Origin of the sequence: Aureimonas endophytica (assembly GCF_014642635.1) — a bacterium.
GTDB classification, from domain to species: domain Bacteria; phylum Pseudomonadota; class Alphaproteobacteria; order Rhizobiales; family Rhizobiaceae; genus Plantimonas; species Plantimonas endophytica.
In genome coordinates this window covers 65,599-90,472 of the sequence record NZ_BMIQ01000005.1, presented here as the reverse complement: position 1 = coordinate 90,472, position 24,874 = coordinate 65,599, and the positions used below count along the sequence as shown (strand labels likewise).

The 24,874-nt window shown below is 72.7% G+C and carries 20 protein-coding genes; 15 read left to right on the top strand and 5 right to left on the bottom strand.

Features of this window, described 5'->3' with window-relative positions; translation table 11 throughout:
* Window positions 1–22: 22 nt before the first annotated feature.
* The 6 genes from IEY14_RS16090 to IEY14_RS16065 are packed head-to-tail and all read left to right on the top strand — an operon-like array spanning window position 23 to window position 5,558.
* On the top strand, window positions 23–958 hold the full coding sequence (locus IEY14_RS16090; protein WP_188910273.1) for a sugar phosphate isomerase/epimerase family protein: 936 nt from the start codon (window positions 23–25) through the stop codon (window positions 956–958).
* Window positions 955–1,881: a carbohydrate ABC transporter permease gene (locus IEY14_RS16085; RefSeq protein WP_244639521.1), complete on the top strand. Its 927-nt coding sequence runs from the start codon at window positions 955–957 to the stop codon at window positions 1,879–1,881. The genes IEY14_RS16090 and IEY14_RS16085 overlap by 4 nt, the downstream gene beginning before the upstream one ends.
* Entirely contained in the window at window positions 1,878–2,786 is a 909-nt protein-coding gene (locus tag IEY14_RS16080) for a carbohydrate ABC transporter permease (protein WP_244639520.1), read from the top strand. Before IEY14_RS16085 ends, IEY14_RS16080 begins: the two co-directional genes overlap by 4 nt.
* A 5-nt stretch (window positions 2,787–2,791) precedes the next feature.
* A complete protein-coding gene (locus IEY14_RS16075) occupies window positions 2,792–3,871 on the top strand; it encodes a Gfo/Idh/MocA family protein (RefSeq protein WP_188910782.1) in 1,080 nt (359 codons plus the stop codon).
* On the top strand, window positions 3,868–4,728 hold the full coding sequence (locus tag IEY14_RS16070; RefSeq protein WP_188910271.1) for an NAD-dependent epimerase/dehydratase family protein: 861 nt from the start codon (window positions 3,868–3,870) through the stop codon (window positions 4,726–4,728). Before IEY14_RS16075 ends, IEY14_RS16070 begins: the two co-directional genes overlap by 4 nt.
* Window positions 4,725–5,558 (top strand): SDR family NAD(P)-dependent oxidoreductase, encoded by an 834-nt coding sequence (locus IEY14_RS16065; protein WP_188910269.1) that lies wholly within the window; start codon window positions 4,725–4,727, stop codon window positions 5,556–5,558. Before IEY14_RS16070 ends, IEY14_RS16065 begins: the two co-directional genes overlap by 4 nt.
* Window positions 5,559–5,718: 160 nt before the next feature.
* Here the strand turns inward: IEY14_RS16065 and IEY14_RS16060 are convergent, their stop codons facing one another.
* The gene (locus IEY14_RS16060) at window positions 5,719–6,303 is read right to left on the bottom strand and encodes a tyrosine phosphatase family protein (protein WP_188910267.1); all 585 of its coding nucleotides are present in this window, start codon (window positions 6,301–6,303) and stop codon (window positions 5,719–5,721) included.
* Between the two features lie 186 nt (window positions 6,304–6,489).
* On the opposite strand from IEY14_RS16060, the gene IEY14_RS16055 reads away from it, so the two are divergent.
* From IEY14_RS16055 to IEY14_RS16030, 6 genes are all read left to right on the top strand, one after another.
* Entirely contained in the window at window positions 6,490–7,257 is a 768-nt protein-coding gene (locus tag IEY14_RS16055; protein ID WP_188910265.1) for a LamB/YcsF family protein, read from the top strand.
* Between the two features lie 8 nt (window positions 7,258–7,265).
* A complete protein-coding gene (locus IEY14_RS16050) occupies window positions 7,266–8,888 on the top strand; it encodes a 5-oxoprolinase subunit B/C family protein (RefSeq protein WP_188910263.1) in 1,623 nt (540 codons plus the stop codon).
* Window positions 8,885–10,615, top strand: coding sequence for an acetyl/propionyl/methylcrotonyl-CoA carboxylase subunit alpha (locus tag IEY14_RS16045; protein ID WP_188910261.1), 1,731 nt, complete (start codon window positions 8,885–8,887; stop codon window positions 10,613–10,615). The genes IEY14_RS16050 and IEY14_RS16045 overlap by 4 nt, the downstream gene beginning before the upstream one ends.
* Before the next feature lie 3 nt (window positions 10,616–10,618).
* Window positions 10,619–11,884 carry a glycerate kinase type-2 family protein gene (locus tag IEY14_RS16040; protein ID WP_188910259.1) on the top strand — a complete coding sequence of 422 codons (1,266 nt, stop codon included), beginning with the start codon at window positions 10,619–10,621 and terminating at the stop codon, window positions 11,882–11,884.
* 158 nt (window positions 11,885–12,042) lie between these two features.
* Window positions 12,043–14,148 (top strand): GumC family protein, encoded by a 2,106-nt coding sequence (locus IEY14_RS16035; RefSeq protein ID WP_210318451.1) that lies wholly within the window; start codon window positions 12,043–12,045, stop codon window positions 14,146–14,148.
* Between the two features lie 16 nt (window positions 14,149–14,164).
* Window positions 14,165–15,472, top strand: coding sequence for a VpsF family polysaccharide biosynthesis protein (locus tag IEY14_RS16030; RefSeq protein ID WP_210318450.1), 1,308 nt, complete (start codon window positions 14,165–14,167; stop codon window positions 15,470–15,472).
* Here IEY14_RS16030 and IEY14_RS16025 read toward each other — a convergent pair.
* Window positions 15,430–16,650 (bottom strand): GNAT family N-acetyltransferase, encoded by a 1,221-nt coding sequence (locus tag IEY14_RS16025; RefSeq protein WP_210318448.1) that lies wholly within the window; start codon window positions 16,648–16,650, stop codon window positions 15,430–15,432. The genes IEY14_RS16030 and IEY14_RS16025 overlap by 43 nt on opposite strands.
* Before the next feature lie 233 nt (window positions 16,651–16,883).
* Between IEY14_RS16025 and IEY14_RS16020 the strand changes: the two genes are divergently transcribed.
* Window positions 16,884–18,422: a glucosamine inositolphosphorylceramide transferase family protein gene (locus IEY14_RS16020; protein ID WP_188910253.1), complete on the top strand. Its 1,539-nt coding sequence runs from the start codon at window positions 16,884–16,886 to the stop codon at window positions 18,420–18,422.
* Here the strand turns inward: IEY14_RS16020 and IEY14_RS16015 are convergent, their stop codons facing one another.
* Genes IEY14_RS16015 through IEY14_RS16005 form a run of 3 tightly spaced genes read right to left on the bottom strand, consistent with a single transcriptional unit; the run spans window position 18,423 to window position 22,149 of the window.
* On the bottom strand, window positions 18,423–19,619 hold the full coding sequence (locus tag IEY14_RS16015) for an FAD-dependent oxidoreductase (RefSeq protein ID WP_188910251.1): 1,197 nt from the start codon (window positions 19,617–19,619) through the stop codon (window positions 18,423–18,425).
* A gap of 41 nt (window positions 19,620–19,660) precedes the next feature.
* Complete coding sequence (locus IEY14_RS16010; RefSeq protein ID WP_188910250.1) at window positions 19,661–20,956, bottom strand: polysaccharide biosynthesis protein; 1,296 nt, start codon at window positions 20,954–20,956, stop codon at window positions 19,661–19,663.
* Window positions 20,953–22,149 carry a glycosyltransferase family 4 protein gene (locus IEY14_RS16005; RefSeq protein ID WP_188910247.1) on the bottom strand — a complete coding sequence of 399 codons (1,197 nt, stop codon included), beginning with the start codon at window positions 22,147–22,149 and terminating at the stop codon, window positions 20,953–20,955. The genes IEY14_RS16010 and IEY14_RS16005 overlap by 4 nt, the downstream gene beginning before the upstream one ends.
* A gap of 177 nt (window positions 22,150–22,326) precedes the next feature.
* Between IEY14_RS16005 and IEY14_RS16000 the strand changes: the two genes are divergently transcribed.
* Together IEY14_RS16000 and IEY14_RS15995 are read left to right on the top strand one after the other, a co-directional pair.
* Window positions 22,327–23,550: a DUF1972 domain-containing protein gene (locus tag IEY14_RS16000; RefSeq protein ID WP_188910245.1), complete on the top strand. Its 1,224-nt coding sequence runs from the start codon at window positions 22,327–22,329 to the stop codon at window positions 23,548–23,550.
* On the top strand, window positions 23,547–24,818 hold the full coding sequence (locus IEY14_RS15995) for a glycoside hydrolase family 5 protein (protein ID WP_188910243.1): 1,272 nt from the start codon (window positions 23,547–23,549) through the stop codon (window positions 24,816–24,818). The genes IEY14_RS16000 and IEY14_RS15995 overlap by 4 nt, the downstream gene beginning before the upstream one ends.
* Window positions 24,819–24,874: the final 56 nt, after the last annotated feature.

The following is a 24,874-nucleotide window of genomic DNA, read 5'->3' as shown; positions in this document are numbered from 1 at the left end:
CCTCCCAGGAGCGGCCCGTCCCATGGCTTCCCCCCGCGCCGCGCGCCAGCGCTTTTCGATCGGCTATCATCTGAACAGCTGGGACCTCACCGGCCAGCCGCTGCGGCCGGCGCTGGACTTCCTGAAACGCCAGGGCTTCGGCTGGTTCGAGATCCTCGCCTTCACCAGCCTGTCGGACCAGTTCGCGCGCAAGTACATGCAGCTCGGCCATCAGGCGCCGCCGGGCGTCACCACCGACACGGACATCCTGCGCCGCTACGCCATCCTGTCCGAGGCGCAGAGCGAACTCGGCATCCGCCTGTCCTCGCTCTATGTCAACGCGACCTTCGTGAACCCGGTGCTCTGGGACTACGAGCGCGACGTGCTCGTCTCGCTCGCCCGGCTGCTGAAGGGCTTCGGCGCCCCGGTGCTGGTGCTCGGCGGCGGACCGTCGGCGGCCTCGGGCAATGCCCATGCGCCGCAGGACTATCGCGACTTCTGCCGGGCGCTGGAGGATATCGGCCGGCGCACCGCCGATCTCGGCATCGCCACCGTCTATCATCCGCATCTCGACACCTTCGTGGAACGGCGCGAGGAACTCGACCGGGTGATGGACGAGCTGGACACGCGCCATGCGGGGCTCTGCATCGACCCTGCCCATCTGGTGCAGACCCATTCCGATCCGGTGGACGCGCTGCGCACCTATATCTCGGCCGTGCGCTACATCCATCTGAAGGACAGCCGGGTGGACGACGCGCTGACCGGCTGGGACCGCTATGCCGCCTTCTGCGAGCTGGGGGCCGGCGAGGTCGACCTGCCGGGCCTCGTCGACGTGCTGCTCGACGCCGATTACGACGGCCTCGCCATCGTCGAGCTCGACGCCTCGCAGAAGACCGCCGAGGCGAGCGCGCTGGAGAGCATCGCGTATCTGACCGGAACGCTCGGCCTCGTCCTCGATCCGGCGGCGCCGTCGCCGTGACACCCGTCCTCGCGCCCTCCGGCCGGCGGCGGGCCTTCCGGCGCCATCCGTCCGGCGACGCGGCGGTGGCGCTCGCCATGATGGCGCCCGCCGCGCTGCTCTTCGCGCTCTTCTTCCTCTGGCCCTTCGGCCGGGGCGTCCTGATCAGCCTCCAGCGCTGGGACGGCTTCTCGGCGCCCGTCTTCGTCGGCCTCGCCAATTATGCGCGCCTGCTGCGCGATCCGCTCTTTTCCGGCGCGCTCGTCCACAATCTCGTCTTCGTCGTCGCGGTGCTCGTCCTGAAGAACGGCCTCGGGCTCGGCCTCGCGATCCTGCTCGACCGCGCGATCGTGCTGCGCGGGCTGACGCGGGCGGCGGTCTTCATTCCCGTCACCATGTCCTTCGTCGCGGCGGGGCTGCTCTGGTCGTGGATCTACAATCCCGTCTTCGGTCTCCTGAATGCCGGGCTCGACCTCGTCGGTCTTTCCGGCCTGAAGCGGACCTGGCTCGGCGACGCGGCCACGGCGCTGCCGGCCGTCATCGCGGTGGATGTCTGGAAATGGGTCGGCTTCCATGCCGTGATCTATCTCGCCGGCCTCCAGACCCTGCCGCGCGAGCTCTTCGAGGCGGCGACCATGGACGGGGCGGGCGTCCGGCGGCGCTTCTGGCACCTGACGCTGCCGCTGATGATGCCGGTGATCCTCATCAACACCATTCTCGGCCTGTCCGGCGCCTTCGTGCGCAACTTCGACATCGTGCAGGTGCTGACGCAGGGCGGGCCGAACCACGCGACGGAGGTCGTGATGACGCTGATGGTCAAGACCGCCTTCCAGGACGGCAACATGGGCTATGCCTCGGCGATGGGCTACGCGCTGTTCCTCCTCGTCGGCCTGCTCTGCCTCGGCCTCGTCGCGCTGATGCGCCGCCTGAGGCTCGAGGCGTGAGGGCGCTCGCCCCGCTCCGCGCGCCCGCCCGCGCCGCCGCCGCCAGCGTGCCGGCGGCGCGCCGGCATCCGGCCCGCCGGGGCCAGGGCACGGCCGAGCTCCTCCTCGTCCATGGCGCGCTTCTCCTCGTCATGGTCCAGGCGCTCTATCCGCTCGTCTGGGTGCTGTTCGGCTCGCTGAAGACCAAGCAGGAGATCATCGGCAATATCTGGGGCCCGCCGCTGGCGCCGGTCGTCTCCAACTATGTCGAGGCCTGGCGCATGGCCGGCATGGGCACGCGCATCCTCAACAGCGTCACGGTCACGGGTCTGGCGCTGGCGCTCCTCGTCCTCGTCGCCACGCCTTGCGCCTATGCGGTGACGCGCCTGCGCTTTCCGGGCCGCGCCCTGGTCCTCGGCTTCGTCGTCGCGGCCATGCTGGTGCCGCCGCAGGTCATGGCGATCCCGCTCTTCATAGTGGCGCGCGACCTGTCGCTGATCAACAGCCTGCCCGGCATCGCGCTGATCCATGCCGCCTCCGCCATGCCGCTCGCGATCTTCATCATGCGCGGCTTCTTCCTGACGCTGCCGGCGGAACTGGAGGACGCGGCGCGGATGGACGGGGCGGGGCGGCTGGCGACGCTCGTCCATGTGATGCTGCCCTTGATCCGGCCGGGCATCGCGCTCGTCCTGATCTTCGGCTTCATCGAGATCTGGAACGACTTCTTCCTCGCCTTCCTCCTGTTGCGCCGGCCGGAGCTTCAGACGATCCCGCTCGGCCTCGTCGCCTTCTTCCAGCAGTACGACAGTCTCTGGAATCTCTATTTCGCGGCCCTGACGATCGTGACGCTGCCGGTCGTCGCCGTGTTCCTCCTGATGCAGCGGCAGTTCATCGCGGGCCTCACGGCCGGCGCAGTGAAGGCGTGAGCGACATGACGGCGGCACAACCCATCGGCGTCGGCGTGATCGGCTGCGGCGAGATCGCCCAGCTGATGCACCTGCCGATCCTCCACGAGCTTCCCGCCTTCCGCATCGCCGCGCTCTGCGATCTCTCGGCGGAAGTGATGGCGGATCTCGGCGCCCGCTACGGCGTGGCGGGCCTTTATCGCGACTATCGGGCGCTGCTCGCCGATCCGGCGGTGGATGCGGTGGTGATATGTACCTTCGACCACGCGCCCGTCGTCGAGGCGGCGCTGAAGGCCGGCAAGCATGTCCTGGTCGAGAAGCCGCTCGGCTTCACCGCCGCGGAGGCCCGGCCGCTGGTGGCGCTCGCCGCCGCGACGCCGGTCGTCGCGATGGTCGGCTACATGAAGCATTACGACACGGGCTATCGCCTCGGCGTCGAGCGCCTCGCCGCGCTCGGCCGGCCGAAGATGATCCATGTGCACGATTTCGCCGGCCGCTTCGACCGCTATCCCGCCCTCTATACGCAGATCCGGGGAGGGGATGTCGATCCGGCGCGTCTCGCCGCCGGCAGGGCCGAGGTCGAGGCGCGGGTGAAGGCCATGCTGGGGCCGGCGCATGCCGCCTATCACGATCTCCACATGACGCTCCTGATGCTCGGCAGCCACGATCTGGCGGTGTTGCGCGGCGCCTTCGGCACGCCGGAGACCGTCCATTACGCCGCCGCTCCCGGCCCGACCCATGTCATGGCGCTGCTCGGCTTCCCGGACGGCGTGCCGGCTTTGGTCGAGATCGCCTTCGGCGCGCAATACGAATGGTGGGACGAGTGGATCGCGGTCCATGGCGAGCGGGCCGAATTGCGGATCGAGTTCCAGAACCCCTATGTGCGCAACACCGCCGCCACGGTGCGGATCAAGGAGGCGGCGGGCGAGGGGCCGAGCGAGCGCACGCTCTTCGGCGCGCCGGACACCGCCTTCCGCCGGCAATGGCAGCATTTCGCCCATTGCGTCGCGACGGGCGCGGCGCCGGAGACGCCGCTGGCCGGCGGCCTCGCCGATCTCGAACTCGCCGAGGCGATCCTCCACGCCCTGCCGGAGCGGCGCGCGTGAGGCTCGTCGTCACCGGTTCCAGCGGGCTGCTCGGCCGCCATGTCGCCGGCGCCCTCGTCGCGGCGGGGCACGAGGTCCTCGGGCTCGACCGCGCGCCGCCGCCGCCCAGCGCGTCCTGGTCGCACGCGGTCGCCGACATCGCCGATCTCGGCGCCGCCGCGCAGCTGATGCGCGGGGCCGAGACGGTCGTCCATGTCGCCGCGATCCCGCGCCCCGTCGGGCGGGCGCCGAGCGAGGTCTTCTCGGTCAATGTCGCGGCCAGCTATGCGGCGGTGGAGGCCGCGCTCCTCGTCGGGGCGCGGCGCTTCGTCTACGCCTCCTCCTTCAGCGTCCTCGGCTATCCGTTCCACGAGCGGCCGGTGACGCCGCCCTATCTGCCGGTGGACGAGGCGCATCCGATCGGCGCGCAGGACGCCTATGCCCTGTCGAAATGGCTCGGCGAGGAGATCCTCGACGCCGCGCATCGCCGCACCGGTCTCGAGGCCGTGTCGCTGCGCATGCCCTGGATCCAGACGCCGCAGAGCTTCGCGGACGAGGTCGGCCGGCGCCGCGACACGCCGGAGGCGGTGCGCGACCTCTTCGCCTATCTCGACGCGCGCGATGCCGGCGAGGCCTTCCGCCTCGCGGTGGAGCGGCCGGTCGCCGGCCATCTGCGCCTCTTCCTCAGCGCCGCCGACACCTACATGGCCGAGGACACCGCGCCGCTCCTCGCCCGCTGCCTGCCCGGCGTGCCGCTGAAGGCGCCGATCGCGGGGTCGGGCGCGCTGATCGACACGGGCGCCGCCCGCGCGGCGCTGGGCTTCGTGCCGCGCCACGGCTGGCGCGACTATCCGAGGGATCGAGGAGAATCGGCATGATGCGTTTCGACGGCCGGACCGTGCTGGTGACGGGCGGCGGCGGCGCGATCGGCGCGGCGGCCGTGCGGCGCTTCGCGGCGGAAGGGGCGCGGGTCGCCGTGGTGGACCGCGACCTCGATCGCGCCTCGGCCGCCGCCGCCGAAACCGGCGCCCGCGCCTTTCCGCTCCGGGCCGATATCGGCGATCCGGCCGAGGCGGAGGCCGCCGTCGCGGATGCCGTCGCCCGCACGGGCCGGCTCGACGCCGTCTTCAACAATGCCGGCATCCCCGGCACCGTCGCGCCGGTCTACGACCTGCCGGTGGAAGCCTTCGACGAGATCCTGCGCATCAATCTGCGCGGCATGTTCCTCGTGCTCCGCGCCAGCCTGCGCGCCATGATCGCGGCGGGCGGGGGCGGGGCGGTGGTCAATATGGGCTCGTCCATGGCGGGCTGGGACGTGCTGGCCGGCGGCGCCGGCTATGCCGCCTCGAAACATGGCGTCGACGGCCTCACCCGCGTCGCGGCGCTCGACGCCGCCCGCTACGGCATCCGCGTCAATGCGGTCAGCCCGGGCGTCATCGAGACCCGCCTCGGCGTACCCGCCGCCGACGAGGTCGCCTATCGCCAGGGCATCGAGCGCTTCGCCGATCGCATTCCGCTGCGCCGCATTGGCCAGCCGGAAGACGTCGCCGCGACCGTCGCCTTCCTCGCCTCGGACGAGGCCCGCCACGTCACCGGCGCGTCCTGGCTGATCGACGGCGGCCAGACGCTCCAGAGCTGGGCCAATGCGCCGGAGGCGACGGCCTATCCGCTGGACCGTCCCGCCGAACCGACGCCCCGCAACGCCTGAACGGGACGGAGCCGGGCGATCTTCGCCGCCGTGATCCCGGCCATGACCGACAGGACGAGCCGGCCGTCGCCGCCGACCGTCCCGTCGATCCTATCCGTCATGCCCTGCCTCCCCGTCGTCGCGAGTTACACTCGGGGCCGGGATCGGCGCGCGGGCCCGATCAGGCCGGCAGCGCCATCTCGACCTCGCGGCCGCGCCCGAGCTCGCGCATCCATTCGGCATATTCGGGCTTGTGCTTCAGCTGGTGGCCGTAATGGCGGCGCAGCGCCTCGACGAGGCGACCGCCGCGCCCGAGCTTCTCGTCGGCGAAGCCGATCATCACCGAATTCGGCCAGGCCTTCCCTCGGATCTGGCGCAGGCGCTCGAACAGCTCGTCCTCGCCCGCTTCCGGGTCGCCCTGCGCCATCAGCGTCACCATCGCCGCCGTCGAGCGCGAGATGCCCATATGGCAATGGACGAGGAGATGGCCGGCGGTGCCCGCCACCGCGCCCTTGTCGAGCGAATCGCCGAAGCCGAGAATGGCGGCGACATGCTCCTTCGCCGGCATGACCTGGCGCGGCTGCGGATCGATGATGTCGTGAAAGCGCAGCGTCGTGCGCAGATGCTGCGAATAGGCCTCGAAATGGTGGATGTCGGGATGGCCGGGATCGATGATCGACAGGACATGCGTCACGCCCGCCTTGCTATGGGCGGGCAGTTCCTCGATGCCGCAGATGGTCCGCGACGAGATCGCGAGGGTTTTCATGGACAGTCTCCCGGCAGCCAGATTCGGTGCCTGCTTACGCTTCGCGCCGGCCGCTCACAAGGACGCCCGGCGGCTTCGCGCCGGCGAGGCATATGGCGCGCGCCCGCTGACCCCGCCCGCCGGATGGGCTAGCCTCGCCCGGCCGCATCGGCAATCCGTTGAGGCCCGGGCGCGAGGACGAACCGCATGACCCCCACGATCGATCTCAACAGCGATCTCGGCGAGAGCTACGGCGCCTGGACCATGGGCGAGGACGAGACCCTGCTCGGCCTCGTCTCCTCCGCCAATGTCGCCTGCGGCTTCCATGCGGGCGATCCGGCGGGCATCCTGCGCACTCTCAAGGCGGCCGCCGCGCGCGGCGTCGCCGTCGGCGCCCATGTCTCCTATCCCGATCGCGTCGGCTTCGGCCGGCGCGACATGGATGTCGCCTCGGAGGAGCTCGTCGCCGACGTGATCTACCAGATCGGCGCGCTCCAGCGCCTCGCCGCCGTCGCCGGCACGCGCGTCGCCTATGTGAAGCCGCATGGCGCGCTCTATAACAGGATCGCCGCCGATCCCCGCCAGGGGCGCGACGTGGTGGAGGCCATGGTCCTGGCCGATCCGACGCTGATCCTCATGGGCCTCGCCGGCGCGCCGGTCCTGCGCCTCGCCGAGGATGCGGGGCTGCGGACGGTGTCCGAGGCCTTCGCCGACCGCGCCTATACGCCGGCGGGCGCGCTTCTCTCGCGCCGCGAGGCGGGCGCGGTGATCCACGATCCCGACCGCGTCGCGGCGCGCATGGCGCGGCTCGCCGCCAGCGGCGAGATCGAGGCGGTGGACGGCTCGATCATCCGCCTGCGGGCCGAGTCCATCTGCATCCATGGCGACAGTCCCGGCGCCGTGGCGATCGCCAAGGCGGTGCGCGCCCGTCTCGAGGCGGAAGGGGTGGCGATCCGCTCCTTCGCGCCCGCCTGAGACCCGCGATGCGCCTCCTGCCCGTCGGCCTGCGCGGCACCCTCGTCGAGCTTGAGGATCTCGACGCCACGCTGGCGCTTCTCGCTTCCCTCGAAGCGCGGCCCCTGCCGGGGATCGAGGCAATGGTTCCGGCGGCGCGGACGCTCCTTCTCCGCTTCCGGCCGGGGACGCCGCCCGACCTTCCGGCCCTGGCCGCGGACCTGCGGGCGCGCGACCTCTCGGCGAAGGCCCCGCGTTCTGAACGCGAGGTCGAGATTCCGGTCCTCTACGACGGCGAGGATCTCGCCGAGGTCGCCCGGCTGACCGGCCTTGACTCCAAAGAGGTGATCCGCCGCCATGCCGAAAGCCGGTTCACCGTCGCTTTCACCGGCTTCGCGCCGGGCTTCGGCTATCTCACCGGCGGCGATCCGGCGCTCCGCGTCGCCCGGCGGCAGAGCCCGCGTATCCGCATTCCCGCCGGCGCGGTGGCGCTGGCCGGCGCCTTTTCCGGCGTCTATCCGCAGGAAGGGCCGGGCGGCTGGCAGCTCATCGGCACGACGCCGCTGACGATGTTCGATCTCGCCCGCGATCCCCCGGCGCTGTTCCAGCCGGGCACGCGCGTGCGCTTCACGCCGCTGCCGGACCGCGCGGCCTTCGCGGCGATCGCGGCGGCGGAAGCGGCGCGGGGCGCGGCATCGCCCGGAGCGGCTGTGGAGGACGGCCCGGCGCTTCGCGTCACGGCGGCGCCGCTGCCGCCGCTCTTCCAGGACGAAGGCCGGCCGGGCGCGGCGGCGCAGGGCGTTTCCGCCGGTGGCGCGCTCGACCGCGCCGCCTTCCGCGCCGCCAACCGCCTCGTCGGCAATCCGGCCGGCATGCCGGCCCTGGAAATCGTCGCCGGCGGCTTCTCCTTCGAAGCGGATGGGCCCGCCGTCATCGCCCTCGCGGGCACGGATGCCGCCCTGGAGATCCGCGACGCGGCGGGACGCCGGCGGGTCGTCGCCAGCCATCGGCCTTTCGCGTTGGAGAGCGGCGACAGGGTGGTGCTCCTGCCGCCCCAGCGGGGCCTGCGCAGCTATCTCGCCGCGCGCGGCGGCTTTCGCGTGCCCATCGTCCTCGGCTCGGCCGCGACGGACACGCTCGCCCGCCTCGGCCCGCCGCCGGTCAAGGTCGGCGACCGGCTCGTCCTTGGGCCGCTCCAGAGCCGGGCGGCGGTAAGCGAGGCCGAGATGCCGGCGCCCGGCCGCCCGGCGCCCGGCGAGACGGTGGTGCTCGACATCGTGCTGGGGCCGCGCGCCGAATGGTTCACCGAGGCCGGCATCGAGACGCTGACCGGCCAGGACTGGACGGTGACGCCGCGCTCCAACCGCGTCGGCCTGCGGCTCGACGGCGCCGTGCCGCTGGCGCGCCGCGATCCGGCGGCGGAACTGCCGAGCGAGGGCACGGCGAACGGCGCGATCCAGGTGCCGCATGACGGCCAGCCGGTGCTGTTTCTCGCCGATCATCCGCTCACCGGCGGCTATCCGGTGATCGCGACGCTCGCCGAACATCATCTGGATCTCGCCGGTCAGGTGCCGCCCGGCGCGCGCCTCCGCTTCAACGTGATCCGGCCCTTCGCCGCGATCGAATCCGATATGACCGCAGGTTCGCCATGAGGAAAGTCCTGATCGCCAATCGCGGCGAGATCGCGCTGCGCATCGCGCGCGCCTGCCGCGACCACGGCCTCCTGTCCGTCGCGGTCTATGCCGACGGCGATGCCGAGGCGCCGCATGTGCGCTTTGCCGACGAGGCCTACGGGCTCGGCGGCGAGACGGCCGGCGAGACCTATCTCGACATCGGCAAGCTGCTTTCCGTCGCCCGGCGCGCGGGGGCCGATGCCGTCCATCCGGGCTATGGCTTCCTGTCGGAGCGTCCCGAATTCGCGCGCGCCGTGGCGGAGGCGGGCCTCACCTGGATCGGCCCCGATGCCGCCGTGATCGAGGCGCTGGGCGACAAGACGCGGGCGCGCGCCCTCGCCGCCCGCGTCGGCGCGCCCCTGGTGCCGGGCTCGGACGGGCCGGTGCGCGACGCCGCCGAGGCGCTCGCCTTCGCCGAGGCGCATGGCCTGCCGATCGCCATCAAGGCCGCCTTCGGCGGCGGCGGGCGCGGCCTGAAGGTCGCCTGGCGGCTGGAGGAAGTGGAGGAGCTCTTCGCCTCGGCGGTGCGCGAGGCGACAAGCGCCTTCGGGCGCGGCGAATGTTTCGTCGAGCGCTTCCTCGACCGGCCGCGCCATGTGGAGGCGCAGATCCTCGCCGACCGGCACGGGCAGGTGCTCGTCGTCGGCACGCGCGACTGCTCGCTCCAGCGCCGCAACCAGAAGCTGGTGGAGGAGGCGCCCGCGCCCTTCCTTGACGAGGAACAGCGCCGGCGCATCCACGAGGGCGCGCGAGCGATCTGCGCCGCCGCCGGCTATGTCGGCGCCGGCACGGTGGAATTCCTGCTCGGCGCCGACGGCGCGATCTCGTTTCTGGAGGTCAATACCCGCCTCCAGGTCGAGCATCCGGTGACGGAGGAGACGACGGGCCTCGATCTCGTGGTGGAACAGCTGCGCATCGCCGAGGGCGAGGCGCTGCGCCTGACCGAGACGCCCGAGCCGCGCGGCCATGCGATCGAGTTCCGCATCAATGCCGAGGACCCGGGGCGCGGCTTCTTGCCCATGCCGGGACGGGTGACGCGCTTCGAGCCGCCCTCCGGCCCCGGCGTGCGCGTCGATGCCGGCGTCGCGGCCGGCTCGGTCGTGTCCGGCCGGTTCGATTCCCTGATGGCGAAGCTCGTCGTGTCCGGCCCGACGCGGGCGATCGCGCTCCGCCGGGCCCGGCGGGCGCTGGCCGAATTCGCGGTGGAGGGCGTCGCGACCGTCCTGCCCTTCCACCGCGCGGTGCTGGAGGCGGAGGATTTCGCGGGCGAGGCGTTCCGCGTCCATACCCGCTGGATCGAGACGGATTTCGCCGGAACGCTCGCCATCGCCGCGCGGCCCGAGCCGGCCGAGGCGCCGGCGCTCCTGCGCCTGCCGGTGGAGATCGACGGGCGCCGCCATTGCCTCGGCCTGCCGGCCGCCCTTCTGGCGCGGCTCGGCCCGGCCCTCGGGGCGGCGGGCGAGCCCGAGCCGCCGCCGCCGCCCGCCGATCCGGGCCTTCTCGAAGCGCCGGTCTCCGGCACGCTCCAGGGCTGGCGCGTCGAGGAGGGCGCCCTGGTGGAGGCCGGGCAGCTCGTCGCCGTGATGGAGGCGATGAAGATGGAGGCGCCGGTGACGGCGCCCGTCGCGGGAACCATCGCCCGTCTCGCCGCGCCCGGCGCCTTCCTCCAGGCGGGAGCGGCGCTGGCGCGGATCGGAAAGGACTGAACGATGGACGACCGGGCGCTGCTGACGCATCTCTTTTCCGTCGCCGTGGCGGCGGCGGATCCTCGGCCGGGCATCGCCGCCCAGCTGCCGGCGCCGCCGAAGGGCCGCACCTTCGTCGTCGGCGCCGGCAAGGGCTCGGGCGAGATGGCGCTCGCCTTCGAGGCGGCCTGGCTCGAGGCGGGGCACCGGATCGATGCCGGCCTCGTCGCCGTCCGGCACGGCACGCGCGTGCCGACGCGCGCGATCCGCATCGTCGAGGCGGCCCATCCGGTGCCGGACGAAGCGAGCTTCTCGGCGGCGCGCGCCATGCTGGCTTTGGTGGAGGATGCGGGGCCGGACGACCTCGTCGTCGCCCTCGTATCGGGCGGCGGCTCGGCCCTGCTCGCCCTGCCGCCGGAGGGCATCGCGCCGGAGGAGAAGCGCGAGGTCAACCGCCGGCTCCTCGCCTGCGGCGCCTCGATCCACGAGATCAACGCCGTGCGCAAGCATCTGTCGCGGGTGAAGGGCGGGCGGCTGGCGGCGGCGGCCCATCCCGCCCGCGTCGTCAGCTTCGTCGTGTCCGATATTCCGGGCGACGACGTCGCGATCGTCGCCTCCGGCCCGACCGTGCCGAGCGAGGCGACGCGCGCCGAGGCGCTGGACATCGTCAGCCGCTACCGTCTCGACCTGCCCGCCGCCATGCGCGCCCATCTCGAAAGCCCTGATGCCGAGGCGCCGCGCCCGGGCGCGGCCTTCGCCGGGGATGCCGTGATCACCCTGGCGACCGCCCGGAATTCGCTGGACGCGGCGCGGCGGGCGGCGGAGGCGGAAGGGCTCGCGGCGATCGTCCTCTCCGACCGGATCGAGGGCGAGGCGCGCGACATCGGCCGGATGCATGGGGCGCTGGCGCGCGAGACCGTCGAGCGCGGCCTGTTCCCCCGGCCTTGCGTGCTTCTGTCGGGCGGCGAGACGAGCGTCACCCTCCGCGCGCCCGGCGGGCGGGGCGGGCGCAACACGGAATTCCTGCTCGGCCTCGCCGAGGCGATCGACGGCGTTCCCGGCCTCCTGGCGCTCGCCGCCGACACGGACGGCATCGACGGCAGCGAGGCGAATGCCGGCGCCTTCTGCGACGGCGCCAGCGCCGGGGCGCTCCGGCAGCGCGGCACGCCGCTCGCCGGCTTCCTGGCGGCGAACGACGCCTATGGCGCCTTCGCCGCCCTCGGCACGCTCTTTTCGCCCGGCCCGACCGGCACCAATGTCAACGACTTCCGCGCGATCCTCGTCCGGTGAGCCCCGGAGCGCCGCGAATCCCGCGCTCCCGTCGGCTTGACTTCACCAATGATTAACCGTCCTGATTCATCTTCGGCGACTAACGAGGTCTCTTCCGGCGAGGCGAAGCGCGAGGGCTTCGCGTCCGCGAACAGTTCGGGACGCAGCGGATGGGGATCGTGGTCCGGGACAGCACCATTCGTCTTCCCGACACCAATGCCGAGATCGGGCTCGCCGCGCCGCGCGCGACGGACGAGGTGGCGATCGCGGATATCTGGCGCATCGTCTGGCGCCGCCGCTGGGGCATCCTCGCGGCCGCCCTGGCCTGTTCGGGCCTCGCCATCGCCTATTCGCTGCTGACCCCGCCGCTCTACGCCGCCACGGGCCAGCTGCTGATCGATCCGCGCGACCGCGCCGTCGTCGCCAACGACGTCAATCCGACGGCGCTGTCGCCCGATGGCGGCGTCGCCCAGGTCGAGAGCCAGTCTAAGGTCCTCGAATCCTCGGGCGTGCTCCTGCGCGTCGTGCGCAAGCTCGGCCTCGCCGACGATCCGGAATTCGGCCCCGACCGCCCGCGCGACCTCTTCCTGCTGCGGGGTTCGGGCGATGCCGCGCCGGAGGGGACGACCCAGCCGGCCGAGCCCGGCATCGGCTCGGCGCGCGAGATGGCGACGATCGAGAAGCTGCGCAAGCGCCTCACCATCAAACGGGCCGAGAAGGTGCTGGTCATCGATGTCGGCATGACGGCGCGCGCGCCCGACAAGGCGGCGGCGATCGTCAACGCCATCCTCGCCGCCTATCTCGACGATCAGGCGGCGGCCAAGGCGGACGCCGCCGAGCGCGTGTCGAAGGCGCTGTCGGAACGGCTGGACGACCAGCGCCGCAAGCTGCGCGCCGCCGAGGACGCCGTCGAATCCTACAAGGCGCTGCACGACATCCTGGAAGCCAACAACCTGTCGGTCTCGGACGAGCGCCTCGCCGCCGTCTCGGCCCAGCTCACCAGCGCCCGGGCGCAGACGGCGCTGATGCGCACGCGCCTCGATCAGGCGAGCGCCGACCTCGCGGCCGGCGAGGGCGCGACGGCGGATGCCGTGCGCTCCACCACCATCGGCGATCTGCGCAACCAGGAGGCGGCGCTGCTGCTGAAGGTCTCCGACCTCCAGCGCAGCTACGGCGCGCGCTATCCGGGCCTGCGGAACCTCCAGTCGCAGCTCTCCGAGGTGCGCCGCCTGCTCGCCGACGAACTCGCCCGCCTGCGCAAGGTGGCCGAGCGCAACTATCAGGGCGCGCTCGCCTACGAGACCTCGCTGGCCGAGCGGCTCGACAGCCTGAAGCGCGACAAGGCCGAGGGCGACCGCGACCAGGTGGAGCTGCGCGAGCTGGAGCGCGAGGTCGAGGCGAGCCGCACCGTCTATTCCTCCTATCTCCTGCGGGCGCAGGAAACGCGCGAGCAGGCCGGCATCGACACCAGCAACGTGCGCGTCATCTCCTGGGCGGCGGCGCCGACGAAGAAGAGCTGGCCGCCGACGCCGATCCTCGCCCTCGTCGCCTTCGGCGGCGGGCTCGGCCTCGCCGCGAGCGGCGCGCTGGTCGCCGAATCGCTGTCGCCCCGGATCTTCTCCCGCCCGCAGCTGCTGCGGGTGACGGGGGCGCCCGATCTCGGCACCATTCCCACCGGCCGCCGAAGGCGCCGCCGCAAGGGCGCGCCGGGAGGCAGCGATCCGGCGGCGGCGGCGGCGCTGCGCAGCCTCCTCGCCGAGAAGTCCTCGCTGGAGGACGGCCCGGTGCGCGCCATCGCCGTCCTGTGCGGGCGCGACGGCGCGGGCGACGCCCATGCCGCCAGCCATCGTCTGGCGGAGGCGGCGCTCGACTACGGCCTCGCCGTGCTTCTCGTCGAATGGGGCCGGCCGGCCGAGGCGCGGGACCCGCCCGGCCTTCTCGACTTCATCCGCGGCGAGGCGCGGCTCGTCGCCGAGGCGCCGGGCGCCGGCCCGACCGTGATCTCGCGCGGCCGGACACGGACGGGCGATCTCGGGCTCGGCGCGGCGGCGCAGCGCTTCCTCGCCGAGGCCGGGCGGCGCTTCGACATCCTGATCCTCGACGGCGGCCTTCTGGCGGAGGATTCGCGCCTCCTCTCGATCATGCCGGCGATCGACGACGCGGTGCTCGTCGCCCGTCTCGGCCAGACGAAGCAGGCCGATGCCGCCGCCAATGCCGAGGCGCTGGCCCGGCTCGGCAAGCGCCTGACGGCGACGCTCGTCGCCGAGCCCCGGCGCGCCGCCTGAGGCGCGGCTCCAGGCGATGGTCGCCCTTCCGACAATCCGGCCCGTCGCCGCCGGCCCGGCGGCCGAAGCGGTGGGCAACTGGCCGCTTCTCGCGACGATCACCGTGCTCTTCGCCGTCTCGGGCGGCATGCTCTGGCTCGCCGGCATCAATTACGACGGCCTCACCGGCGGCAGCGCGGCGAAGATCCATCCCTCGACCTATCTGACGCTGCTCGTCTTCGGCGGCACGGTGCTCGCCTCCGGCAATCTCGTCCGCTTCCTCGCCGATGTCGCGCGGCGGCGGCCGGCGAGCGCGCTCCTGTTCTGCACCTCCCTCGTCTTCTTCCTCGACGTCGTCCTGCGCAAGGCGCCGGGCATGGCGGGCGTCCTCGACACCTTCGTGCCGTCGGCGCTCCTGGCGCTGCTCCTGGCACGGACCGGCCGCGCCGACATCCGGCGGATCGAGATCGCGATCCATGTCGTCATGGCGCTGAACGCGCTTCTCGCCCTCGGCGAATTCGCGACCGACTTCCGCCTGTTTCCCTATCGCTTCGAGGGCGCGGTCTTCGAGACGGATCTGCGCTCCAGCGCGCTCCAGGGCCACCCGCTCGCCAATGCCTCGCTGACGGCCTGGTACGTGCTCGCCCTTCTCGGCGGCGGCGGCACGGCGCTCGCCGGCCCGTGGCGGCGGCTGGCGATGATCGGCCTCCAATGCCTGGCGCTCGTCGCCTTCGGCGGCCGCTCCGCCATGGTGGTGACGGTGGTGCTCGGCGGTGGCTGGTTGGCGATCGCCGGGGCGCGGACGCTGATGCGCGGCCGTGTGCCGCTCTTCGGCGCCGCCCTGACGGTGCTCCTGGCGACGCTGATCCCGACCGCCATCGCCGCGCTCGCCCTGTCCGGCTTCTTCGACGCGCTGCTCGACCGCTTCGTCGCCGATGGCGGCAGTGCCGAGGCGCGCGTCCTGATGTTCGACATCTTCGGCTACCTGTCGCTCGGCGACCTGCTGCTCGGGCCCGACCCGGACTATGTGGACAGCGTACGGCGCATGGCCGGCCTCGAATGGGGCATCGAGAACCCGATCGTGCGTACCGCCGTCTATCACGGCCTGCTGATCGCCCTCATGCAGACGGTTGCCGTGGCGCTCTATGTGCGCGAGCTCGCCCGCGTCTCGCGGCGCGGCACGCTCCTGCCGATGCTCGGCTTCGCCATCCTGATCCTCACCGCCGAGACGCTGGGCGGCAAGACGACGCTGCTGGCGAAATTCGCGGTGCTGATCCTCTGCCTCTTCTCGCCGCTGACGGCTCAGCCGATGCCGAGCCGGCGGGCGAGCCGGCGCGCCTTCTGAAGCCGCGCATGGGCGGCGGGATGCTCGCCCAGCCGGCGCATCGCCGCTTCCCGCAGCCGCGCCGCGCCGAGCGCGATCCGGCCGGCCGGCGTCAGCGGCAGCGCGATCTCGCCCAAGGCGCGCGGCTCGGTGCCGAAGTCGCGCTTGTAGGGCAGGTCGCCGATGGTGAAGTCGAAATAGTCGAGCCCCTCCGCCCGCGACCAGCGCAGGCATTCGCCGACGATCTGGAGGCCGGGCGAGGCGTTGCGCCAGGCCTCGTCGCCGGAGAGGGTGAGGAGCAGGCCGTGAAAGGCGCCGCCATGGACGAGACCGTAGGCGGCGGCGACCGGCGTCTCGTCCACCCAGAGGCCGAAGAGCCGCGCGGCGCCGGACGACAGGCCGAGAAGCGCCGCGTCGCGATAGAAGGCAAGGACCTCCGGCCGGGCGAGAAGGTCGAAGCGGCCCATCTCGCCGAAGCGCCGCCGCCGCTGCTCGACCAGCGCCGCGAAGGTGCGCTCCACCGCCTCCGGCGTCGCCGCCCGCTCGAAGCGCAGCGTCCCGGCCCGTTCGAGACGGCGGCGCCGCTTGCCGAGATCCTTGAAGGCGCTCGCCGACATCAGGCGCCGGAGGAGGGTCTCGGCCTCGCCCTCGATCGCGATGCCGGAACTCGTCATGGCGATCGGCCGATGGCGCGCGAGGTGGGCGAGGGGGTTCGGCCGGCCGCCGACCGTCGCGGGGATGCGGGTGATCTCCAGAAGGTCGGCCTTCGGCAGGACGGCCCGGATCGCCGCGAAGGCGGCCTCGGCCTCGGCCGGCGAAAGCTCGCGGTCCGGGGCGAGGAGCGGCGCGGCATAGTCGCAGACCATGAGATCGAGGAAGGCGAGGCGGCGAAGCCCGCGCCGCCACCGCAGCACGAGCGGCAGGATCATCACCGGCCGGTCGCCCGCCGCCTCGCGGACTTCGAGAAAGAGCGGGCGCGCCCGGGCCGGCCCGCCGAGATGGGCCAGCAGCAGCTCCACCCATTCGAGCCGCTGATAGGCGCCGACGGCACCGGCCTCCTGCCAGTCGCGCCAGAGCGGCGCCAGCTTGTCCAGCGTCGCGTGGCGGCGCACGAGGAAGCGCGGGGCGTCGGCGGCGGCGACGGAGCCTGAAAGCGGTTCACCCATGCGGACCTCCGTGCCGGTTGCGCCGATCAGCATTCTTCCAACCTCTTCGCGAACCGCCGGGCCGCCGGTTTCTCCCGTCTCGATAGCATCAATCCCTCTCCACCCGCCTAACGATCGGGCCTAAGATTTCCCTTGCGGTAGATCGTGCCGCGCCGAAGCGGCCGATGCCCGCTCCGGTCGCGGATTTTACCGATCCGAAGGGGATCGGGCCGTAAGCTGGGCGCATGCCGCCAGCCGGCATCCCGATGCGAGCGGAGCGCGGCCCGATGCACGATTCGCCGGCCGAGCGGCCAGGACGTCCCTTGCGCCTTCTGATCGACGGCAGCCGCCCCCGCCGCTGGCATCCCGCCCTGCGGGCGCGCCTCGCCGCCCGGCATTCCGGCGCCGTGGACCTCGTGCCGGCGGCGAGCGCCGTCGCGCCGCCCTCCGGTCTGGCGCTGCTCTTCGAACTGGAACGCCTCGTCTTCGGCCTCGCCCGCGACAGTGCCACGACCCGTCTGGCGACGGCGGACCTGCCGCCCGCCATGCCCGCTGCCGCCTCGCCCGAACTGACGATCGACCTTTCCGCCGGTCTCGACGCGCCGACGGTGCCCGGCCGGCACTGGCGCGTCACCTTCGACGGCGCGCCGGGCGAGGACGCGCTTCTCGCCGCGCTTCTCGCCGGCCGCAACCCGGTGGCCGAGATCCGCGAGGGAAACCGGATCGTCGCGGCGGCGCGGCTCGGCACGGATTACGGCGGCATCCTCAGGGCCTCCTTCGAGGACGCCCTGGCGCGGACGGCGACGCTGATCCTGGCGACGCTCGCCGCCGAGGATGCGGGCCGCGCGGCGCCGCGCCTTCTGCCGTCCGATGTCCCGCCGCCGGCGCCGCCGCTCGCGCCCGCCGTCCTGGCGGAGCGGATCGGTCGGCTCCTGACGCTCGGCCTCGCGCGCCGGCTCTATCGGCTGGCCTTCGATTCCCCGCATTGGCGGATCGGCTGGCGGCGGATCGAGGGCGGCAGCGTCTGGGACCATGGCGGCGCGCTGCCCGGCGGCTGGCGCGACCTGCCGGACGACGGCCGGCGCTTCTATGCCGATCCCTTCGCGATCGAGCATGCGGGCCGGCTCTGGCTCTTCGTCGAGGATTTCGTGCACCGGCTCGGCAAGGGTCTGATCTCGGCGGTGGAGATCGGGCCGGACGGGCCGGTCGGCGCGCCGCGCCCGGTGCTCGAATGGTCCTGCCACCTCTCCTATCCCTTCGTCTTCGCGCGGGAGGGCGAGATCTGGATGGTGCCGGAGACCGGCGGCGCCGGCACGATCGAACTCTTCCGGGCGACGGCGTTTCCGGGCGGCTGGGTGCGCGAGGCGACGCTCGTCTCCGGCGTCACCGCCAGCGACGCGACGCTGGTCGAACAGGAGGACGGCACCTGGTGGCTCTTCGCCACGGTGCGCGACGGCGGCGGCGCCTTTTCCGATGCGCTGCATCTCTGGTGGGCGCCGGATTTCCGGGGGCCCTGGACGCCCCATCCCGGCAATCCGGTGCTGATCGACATCGCGGCCGCGCGGCCCGCCGGCGCCATGCTGCGGCGGGGCGGCGCGCTCTGGCGCCCGGTGCAGGATTGCGGCGCCGGCTATGGCGCGGCGCTGGCGCTCGCCCGCGTCGACCGCCTGGACCGCGAGGGCTTCGCCCAGACGGTGACCGCCGTGCTGCGGCCGGGGCCGAACTGGCCGGGGCGGCGGCTGCACAGCCTGAATGCCGCCGGCGGCCACGAGTTCATCGACGGCTCGGCCGCCGCGCCCTTCCGCTTCCGGCCGCGCCGCGCCTGATCAGGACCCGCCGGCTTCCGGGCGCAGCGGCTCGCGGTCGAAGCCGCGATGCCGCAGCCGGTTCCACATGTCGCCCATGCCGTAGAGGCCTTTGCGGACGACCCGGTTGCGCAGGCGGCGCAGGCGCCAGGGCAGGCGCGGATCGACGGCGATCGATCGGGAATAGAGCGCGAGCCGCGTGCTCTGCTCGTCCGCCGCCCGCTTTTCCGCGTCGGCATAGAACTCCGCCAGCTTGGCCGCGCCCATGCCCGGTGTCGCCAGCCAGAGCGGCGCGTAATGGGCGAGCCGCACCGCGTCGGTCAGCGTCCGTTCGAGGCCGTGACCGACCACCGGGCAGGGGGTGCGGAAGGCGTCGCCGATCAGCACCACCCCGTCGCGGACATGATCGCGCGCCTCGACGAGATCGATCGGCCGCAGCTCGACGGCGCCGGCCGTCGCGAAGTCGCCGAGAAGCGGCGACAGTTCCGGCGCGAGGCGCCGCAGATGTTCGGCCGGCGCCTTGCGGAAGGCCTTCGTCCAGGCCTCGCCCGGCTCGCGATAGACGAAGAGATTGACGCGCATCGTCTCCCCGATCGGGAAGAAGGTCACATAGGCCATCCGGTCGGCGGCGCGGAAGCCGTAATAGGTCAGCGTCTGGAAGCGATGGGCGGCGGCGGGACGGGCGAGGTCGAAGCCGATCGACAGGGAATGGGTCCTGCTGATCGTCTCGCGCCCGATGCCCACCTGCCGGCGCACCGTGTCGCCGAGGCCGGTGGCGACGACGAGGAGCCGCGCCTCGATCCGGCTGCCGTCGTTCAGCGTCACCGCCTGCCGCTCCGGCCCCGCCTCGATCGCGGCGACGCGGCCGACCCGCAGCATCTCGCCGCCGAGCTCGGCGCGCAGCGCGTTGACGAGATCGGCATAGGCGAATCCGTATTCGCGCCGCCTCTCGCGCCGCACCGGCCGGCCGAAGCGATAGACGAGAATGTCGTCCATCGGCGTCAGCACCGATCGGGCCGCCGCGTCGAGGCCGAGCCTTTGGAGAAGCGCGACCTGCGGGTCGCCGAGCTTCTCGGCCCGGAAGTCCGGCGGATAGGCCGCGTGGGTGTCGATCAGCGCCACGCCATGCCCGAGGCGGGCGAGGGCGAGCGCCGCGCTCGTTCCCGCCATGCCGGCGCCGATGATGGCGATCTCCGTCTCGCGCGTTTGCTCCGTCATCATTCGCGCTCCCTCCGGGCTCCGCTCGTCCGCCATCGCCGTCATGCCCCGGCGCGCCGGGCCGGCGCCCAGGTCTTCGCGCCGGCGCCGGAGCCCCGGAACCGCAGCGCTTCCGGCCGCAGGATCGCCAGAAGCGAGCCGGCCAGCACCGTCGCCTCGGAGGCGAAGGCGCCGACGAGCGCCCAGGGCGGCGTCGCCACCAGGAGGATCAGCGCCACGAGCCCCATGCCGATCGCCGCGCCCGCCAGCCCGATCGCCGCCGCGAGGCGGAAGGAGCGCCGCACTTCGAGCAGCAGCCTTGGCATCAGGTAGAAGAGCGGCGGCAGGGCGGTCGCGAAGGTCAGGAGGCCGATGAGCAGCACCGGCTGGCCGTCGAAGACGGGGAAGCGGAGGAAGGGCACCAGCGTCACGACGACCGCGCCGTAGAGAATGCCGACGAGGGCGACGCCGAGCGTCCAGCGCCGGGCGATCCGCAGCGCCGCTTCCGTCGCGCCCGCCTGCCAGAGCCGCGCCAGCTCGGGCTGCACCATGTTGCCGATCGCCGCCGTCAGCATCCGCAGCGGCGCGAACATCACCGTCATCGCGGCGAGCGGCGCATAGGCGGCCGGGCCGGCGCAGGCGGCGATCAGCATCACCTGGCCCTGGCCCTGGATATTGGTGGTGGTCGTGCCGAGCACCGACCAGAGGACCTGCCGGCCGATCGTGCCGTAGCGCCGCCGCATCGACCGGCGCAGGGTGAGGCGCGGCCAGCGCCGCGCCAGCCCGAGCGCCATGAGAATGCCGGCGCCATTGGCGGCGGCGAGAAGCATGAACACGCTGTTCAGCGGGTCCGCCCCGCGCCAGCCGAGCGCGAAGCCGGCGACGAGCAGCGCGCCCGTCAGCGCGAAGGTCAGGTCGCCGAGGCTCGCCTCGCCCTGCCGCCCCTTGGCGAAGGCGAGGCTGCGCAGATAGCTGCGCAGGGCCCAGAGCGCGACGAAGGCGCCGCCGGCCACGAGACTGTCCGAGCGCAGCCAGAGCGCGAGCAGCGCGGCGGTGGCGAGGCCCATGGCGAGGGCGGACAAGGCCGCCACCGTGCCGAAGGTCACTTCGAAGGGCAGCGCGCGGCGGCGCCCGGCATGGGCCGGAATCAGGAGATTGGCCGGCAGCCCGGCGAGCGAGCGCATATAGGTGAGCGCCAGCCCGCCCATCAGCATGACGATGGCGAAGATGCCGTAATCGGTCGGCGCCAGCTGGTGGATGAGAACGATGTTCAGCGCGAAATGAAAGGCGCTCTGCAGCATCTCGCCGCTGAGCATCAGCGCGCCGCGGCGCAGCAGCGCGGCCGGTGCCGCCCTCATCGTCCCGCCTCCGCCGCGATCGGGGCGCGCGCCGCCGTTCCGGCCGGCGCGGCGCCGAGCACCTCCGCCGCGACACCGGCGATGGCCGTGGCGACGGCCGTGGCGCTGAAGAGCCGCTCGTAGCGCCGGCGGCCCGCCGCGCGGAAATCGCGCCAGGCCGCCGGCTGCGTCACCGCCTCTTCCAGCACCTCGGCCAGCGCCTCCGGCCGGTCCGGCGGCACGATCCAGCCCGTCTCGCGATCGGCCACCACCTCGGTCAGCCCGCCGATGGCGGAGACGACCGGCGGCCGGCCGAAGGCCATCGCCTCGATGGCGACGCGGCCGAGCGATTCCGGCCGGCGGGAGGGCACCGCGACGATATCGGCCCAGCGGTAATGGTCGGACGGATCGGGCACGAAGGGCGAGAGCGTCACTTCGGCGGTGAGGTTTCGCGCCGCGACCAGCGCCGCGAGGGCGCGCTCGCGCTCCGCGTCCTCGAAGGCATTGCCGACGATGCGCAGCTCCACCCGACGGCGCACCGCCTCCGGCAGCAGCGCCAGGGCCTCGACCAGCACTTCCTGGCCCTTGATGCGGCTGATGCGGCCGAGCATCAGGACGCGCAGCGGCCGCTCGCCGTCATAGGCCGCGCCCGCCGGCGGGCCGGGATCGGCGATGCCGTTATAGACGACGCGCGCGCGGGCGCCGGCCGGCAGGTCATAGGCGGCGCGCGTCGCGTTGGAATTGAAGACGATCCGGGCTCGGCTCCAGGCGAGAAGCGCGCGGAAGACGGCGCGCGCCCGCCCTTCCGGGATCTCGTGGATATGCAGGACGGCCCGGTTCGGCGCCAGCCGCGCGGCGAGGATGTGGTCGAGCACGACGACCGTGTTGACATAGACGAGGTCGGAGCGCGCCAGCCGGCGCGCCGCGCGACAGAGCGCCAGCGGCAGGCGGACCGGGGCGGCGAGGAGCTGCGCCGCCAGACCGCGCCGGCGCAGGACGAAGAGCGGCTCGAAGCGGATGACGGTCGCGAAGGGACGGAGCGCCGCCACGATCGGCCCGTCGCGCGGCAGGACGACCTCGACCTCCGCCGACGGATAGGCATTCCGTAGCGTCATGACGGTTTCGACGAAGCTGCGGTCGGAGCCGTAGAGCTCGTAACCTTGATGGATACATGCGATGCGCACGACGGAGAGAGCCTCGTCTGACGGGGACATCGGCGCGATGCCGACGTGCAGTTGAACCGACTTTCCTTGCGAAACGTCTCTCGATCCATCGAGCGGCGTAGTTCTTTCGAAACAACCTTTATGCTTCGAATTAGACATAATGACTTAGGCGATCCGCAGAATGTTTCCGGCTAAGCATATGCCTATTGCGTCGTTCGGATCTTGGCAATGCACGGTCGGTCTGTGTTGATTTTGGGGACGCGCGGCATCCCCGCCGCCCATGGCGGCTTCGAAACCTTCGCCGAACATCTCGCGCTGTTTCTCGTCGATCGCGGCTGGAAGGTCGGCGTCTACTGCCAGGACCAGCGCGCCGTTTCCGGTTCGCGTCTGATGACGGAGACGTGGCGCGGCATCGATCTTCTCCATGTGGCGGTGCCCTCCGAAGGGCCGCTCTCCACCCTCGTCTTCGACTGGCATTGCGTGCGCGACGCCGCCCGGCGCGACGCGGTGAATCTGGTGCTCGGCTATAACGGCGCCGCCTTTCTTCCGTATCTGCGCCTCCACGGCCGGCGCGTCGTCACCAATATGGACGGCATCGAATGGCGCCGGGCGAAATGGGGCATGGCGGCCAAGACCTGGTTCTGGACGAACGAGTGGATCGCGGCCTGGACCTCGCACCGGATGATCGCCGATCATCCCGCCATCGCCGACCATCTGGCGACGCGGCGGGCACGGGCGGCGACGGCGATGATTCCCTATGGCAGCGACATGGTGACCGACGCGCCGGTGGAGCCGGTGACGGCGCTCGGCCTGTCGCCGCAGGACTATCTCGTCTCCATCGCCCGGCTCGAGCCCGACAACAGCATCCTGCCGATGGTGGAGGGCTTTTCCCGCCGGCCGCGCGGGAAGAAACTGGCGGTGCTCGGCAATCTCGATCCCGCCATCCCCTATCATCGGGCGCTGCTCGATGCCGCCGGGCCGGAGGTCGTCTTCACCGGCGGCCTCTACGATCCCGCCCAGGTCCAGGCGCTGCGCTTCCATGCCTTCACCTATCTGCACGGCCATACGGTCGGCGGCACCAATCCCTCGCTGGTGGAATCGCTCGCGGCCGGCAATGCGGTGATTGCGCACGACAACGCGTTCAACCGCTGGACGGCCGGCGCGGCGGCACGCTTCTTCCGCACCGGCGACGAGTTCGTCGCCGCGCTGGAGGCCCGGCTCGCCGAGCGTCGCGAGCCCGGCGAGGTCCGCGCCATCGCCTGGCGGGAGGCGGCGCGCTTCGACTGGCCCTCGGTGCTCGGCGCCTACGAGGCGCAGCTTCTGGAGCAGACGCGCCCCGCCGTCGCGCCGGATCGCGAGCCGCGCCCCGCCGAGGCCTCGCTCGGCCGTCCGGCGGCGAGCGCCGGCCCGCCGCCGGAGATCGCCGTGCCGACGCGCGGCCCGGCCGAGTGACGGGCGCGCCGCCCCTAACGCGGCGCGGCTTCCTCGGCGTCGCCGGCGCCGGTCTCGTCGCGTCCGCCGCCCTTCCGGCGCCGCGCCGCGCCGCGCCGCCCGTTCTGCGGCGCGGCGTCAATCTCTGGCCCTGGTTCTCGCTGACGCGCGAATATCCGGCGCCGCGCACCGACTATGCCTGGCCTCCCTTCCAGGAGGGGCGACCCGTGCCGACCGGGAGCGATCTGCGCCGCCTCGCCGCGGCGGGCTTCGACTTCGTGCGGCTACCGGTCGATCCCGGCCCCTTCCTGTTCTTCGAGGGGGCGCGACGCCAGGCGCTCGTCTCGAATCTCGAAGGTGCCGTCGAGACGGCGCTCGCGGCGGGCCTTTCGGTCGTCGTCAATCTCCAGGCGAACGGCGCGACGCATTTCTACAATCCCGAGCGGATGTTCGGCGCGCCGGAGGCGCCGCTTCTGGAAGGCTATCTGCGGCTCGCCGGCACCGTCGCGGGCATGCTGGCGCGGCTTGGCGACCCGCGTCTCGCCATCGAGCCGGTGAACGAGCCGCCGGGCGCCTGCGGCGCGCCGGCCTGGAGCCTCCTCCAGGCCCGGCTCGTCGGCGCCTGCCGGGAGGCCGCGCCGGATCTCGCCTATGTCGCGACCGGGGCCTGCGGCAGCATGGTGCCGGGGCTGGAGGCGCTCGACCCCGCGCCGGACCTCCTCGCCGGGCCGACGCTCTTCACCTTCCATTTCTACGAGCCCTATCTCTTCACCCATCAGGGCGCGCCCTGGATGCGCGAGCCGGTCTACCGGGCGCTGAACGAGGTGCCCTGGCCGGCCGACCAAGGCGATCTCGAAACGGTGCTCGCCGCCGTGCGCCGCCGCATGGCAGCGGACCCGGCGCTGACGTCCGAGCGACGCGAGGCCGCCTATGCCGAGACGGTGCGCGTCATGACGGAATATTTCGCGGCGCGGCCGGCCCGCTGGTTCGTCGACGGCTACATGGCGCGCGTTGCCGCTTGGGGCGCGCGCCACGGCCTTCCGCCCTCCCGCATCCTCCTCGGCGAATTCGGCGCCCTCGGCAGCGACGCCCGCTATGTCGCGGCGGGGCGCGCCGACCGCCTGCGCTATCTGCGCGACGTGCGCAAGAGCGCCGAAGCTTCGGGCTTCGGCTGGGCCCTGTGGAACCTCTTCGACGGCATGGGCGTGATGGACGACCGCAGCCACGCCCTCGACCCCCCCCTCCTCGCCGCCCTCGGCCTCCGCGATCTCGACCCGCCGCCTCGATGAGGCGGATCCGTTGTCGCCGCGTCCCTCTCCCGAGTCGGGAGAGGGTGCCGGCAGGC

What these genes read in the sequence shown, in the direction of transcription:
- IEY14_RS16090 (WP_188910273.1), top strand. Translation starts at nt 23, where the DNA reads ATGGCTTCCCCCCGCGCCGCGCGCCAGCGCTTTTCGATCGGCTATCAT.
- IEY14_RS16075 (WP_188910782.1), top strand. Translation starts at nt 2,792, where the DNA reads ATGACGGCGGCACAACCCATCGGCGTCGGCGTGATCGGCTGCGGCGAG.
- IEY14_RS16065 (WP_188910269.1), top strand. Translation starts at nt 4,725, where the DNA reads ATGATGCGTTTCGACGGCCGGACCGTGCTGGTGACGGGCGGCGGCGGC.
- IEY14_RS16060 (WP_188910267.1), bottom strand. Translation starts at nt 6,303, where the DNA reads ATGAAAACCCTCGCGATCTCGTCGCGGACCATCTGCGGCATCGAGGAA.
- IEY14_RS16055 (WP_188910265.1), top strand. Translation starts at nt 6,490, where the DNA reads ATGACCCCCACGATCGATCTCAACAGCGATCTCGGCGAGAGCTACGGC.
- IEY14_RS16050 (WP_188910263.1), top strand. Translation starts at nt 7,266, where the DNA reads ATGCGCCTCCTGCCCGTCGGCCTGCGCGGCACCCTCGTCGAGCTTGAG.
- IEY14_RS16045 (WP_188910261.1), top strand. Translation starts at nt 8,885, where the DNA reads ATGAGGAAAGTCCTGATCGCCAATCGCGGCGAGATCGCGCTGCGCATC.
- IEY14_RS16040 (WP_188910259.1), top strand. Translation starts at nt 10,619, where the DNA reads ATGGACGACCGGGCGCTGCTGACGCATCTCTTTTCCGTCGCCGTGGCG.
- IEY14_RS16030 (WP_210318450.1), top strand. Translation starts at nt 14,165, where the DNA reads ATGGTCGCCCTTCCGACAATCCGGCCCGTCGCCGCCGGCCCGGCGGCC.
- IEY14_RS16025 (WP_210318448.1), bottom strand. Translation starts at nt 16,650, where the DNA reads ATGCTGATCGGCGCAACCGGCACGGAGGTCCGCATGGGTGAACCGCTT.
- IEY14_RS16020 (WP_188910253.1), top strand. Translation starts at nt 16,884, where the DNA reads ATGCACGATTCGCCGGCCGAGCGGCCAGGACGTCCCTTGCGCCTTCTG.
- IEY14_RS16015 (WP_188910251.1), bottom strand. Translation starts at nt 19,619, where the DNA reads ATGACGGAGCAAACGCGCGAGACGGAGATCGCCATCATCGGCGCCGGC.
- IEY14_RS16010 (WP_188910250.1), bottom strand. Translation starts at nt 20,956, where the DNA reads ATGAGGGCGGCACCGGCCGCGCTGCTGCGCCGCGGCGCGCTGATGCTC.
- IEY14_RS16005 (WP_188910247.1), bottom strand. Translation starts at nt 22,149, where the DNA reads ATGTCCCCGTCAGACGAGGCTCTCTCCGTCGTGCGCATCGCATGTATC.
- IEY14_RS16000 (WP_188910245.1), top strand. Translation starts at nt 22,327, where the DNA reads ATGCACGGTCGGTCTGTGTTGATTTTGGGGACGCGCGGCATCCCCGCC.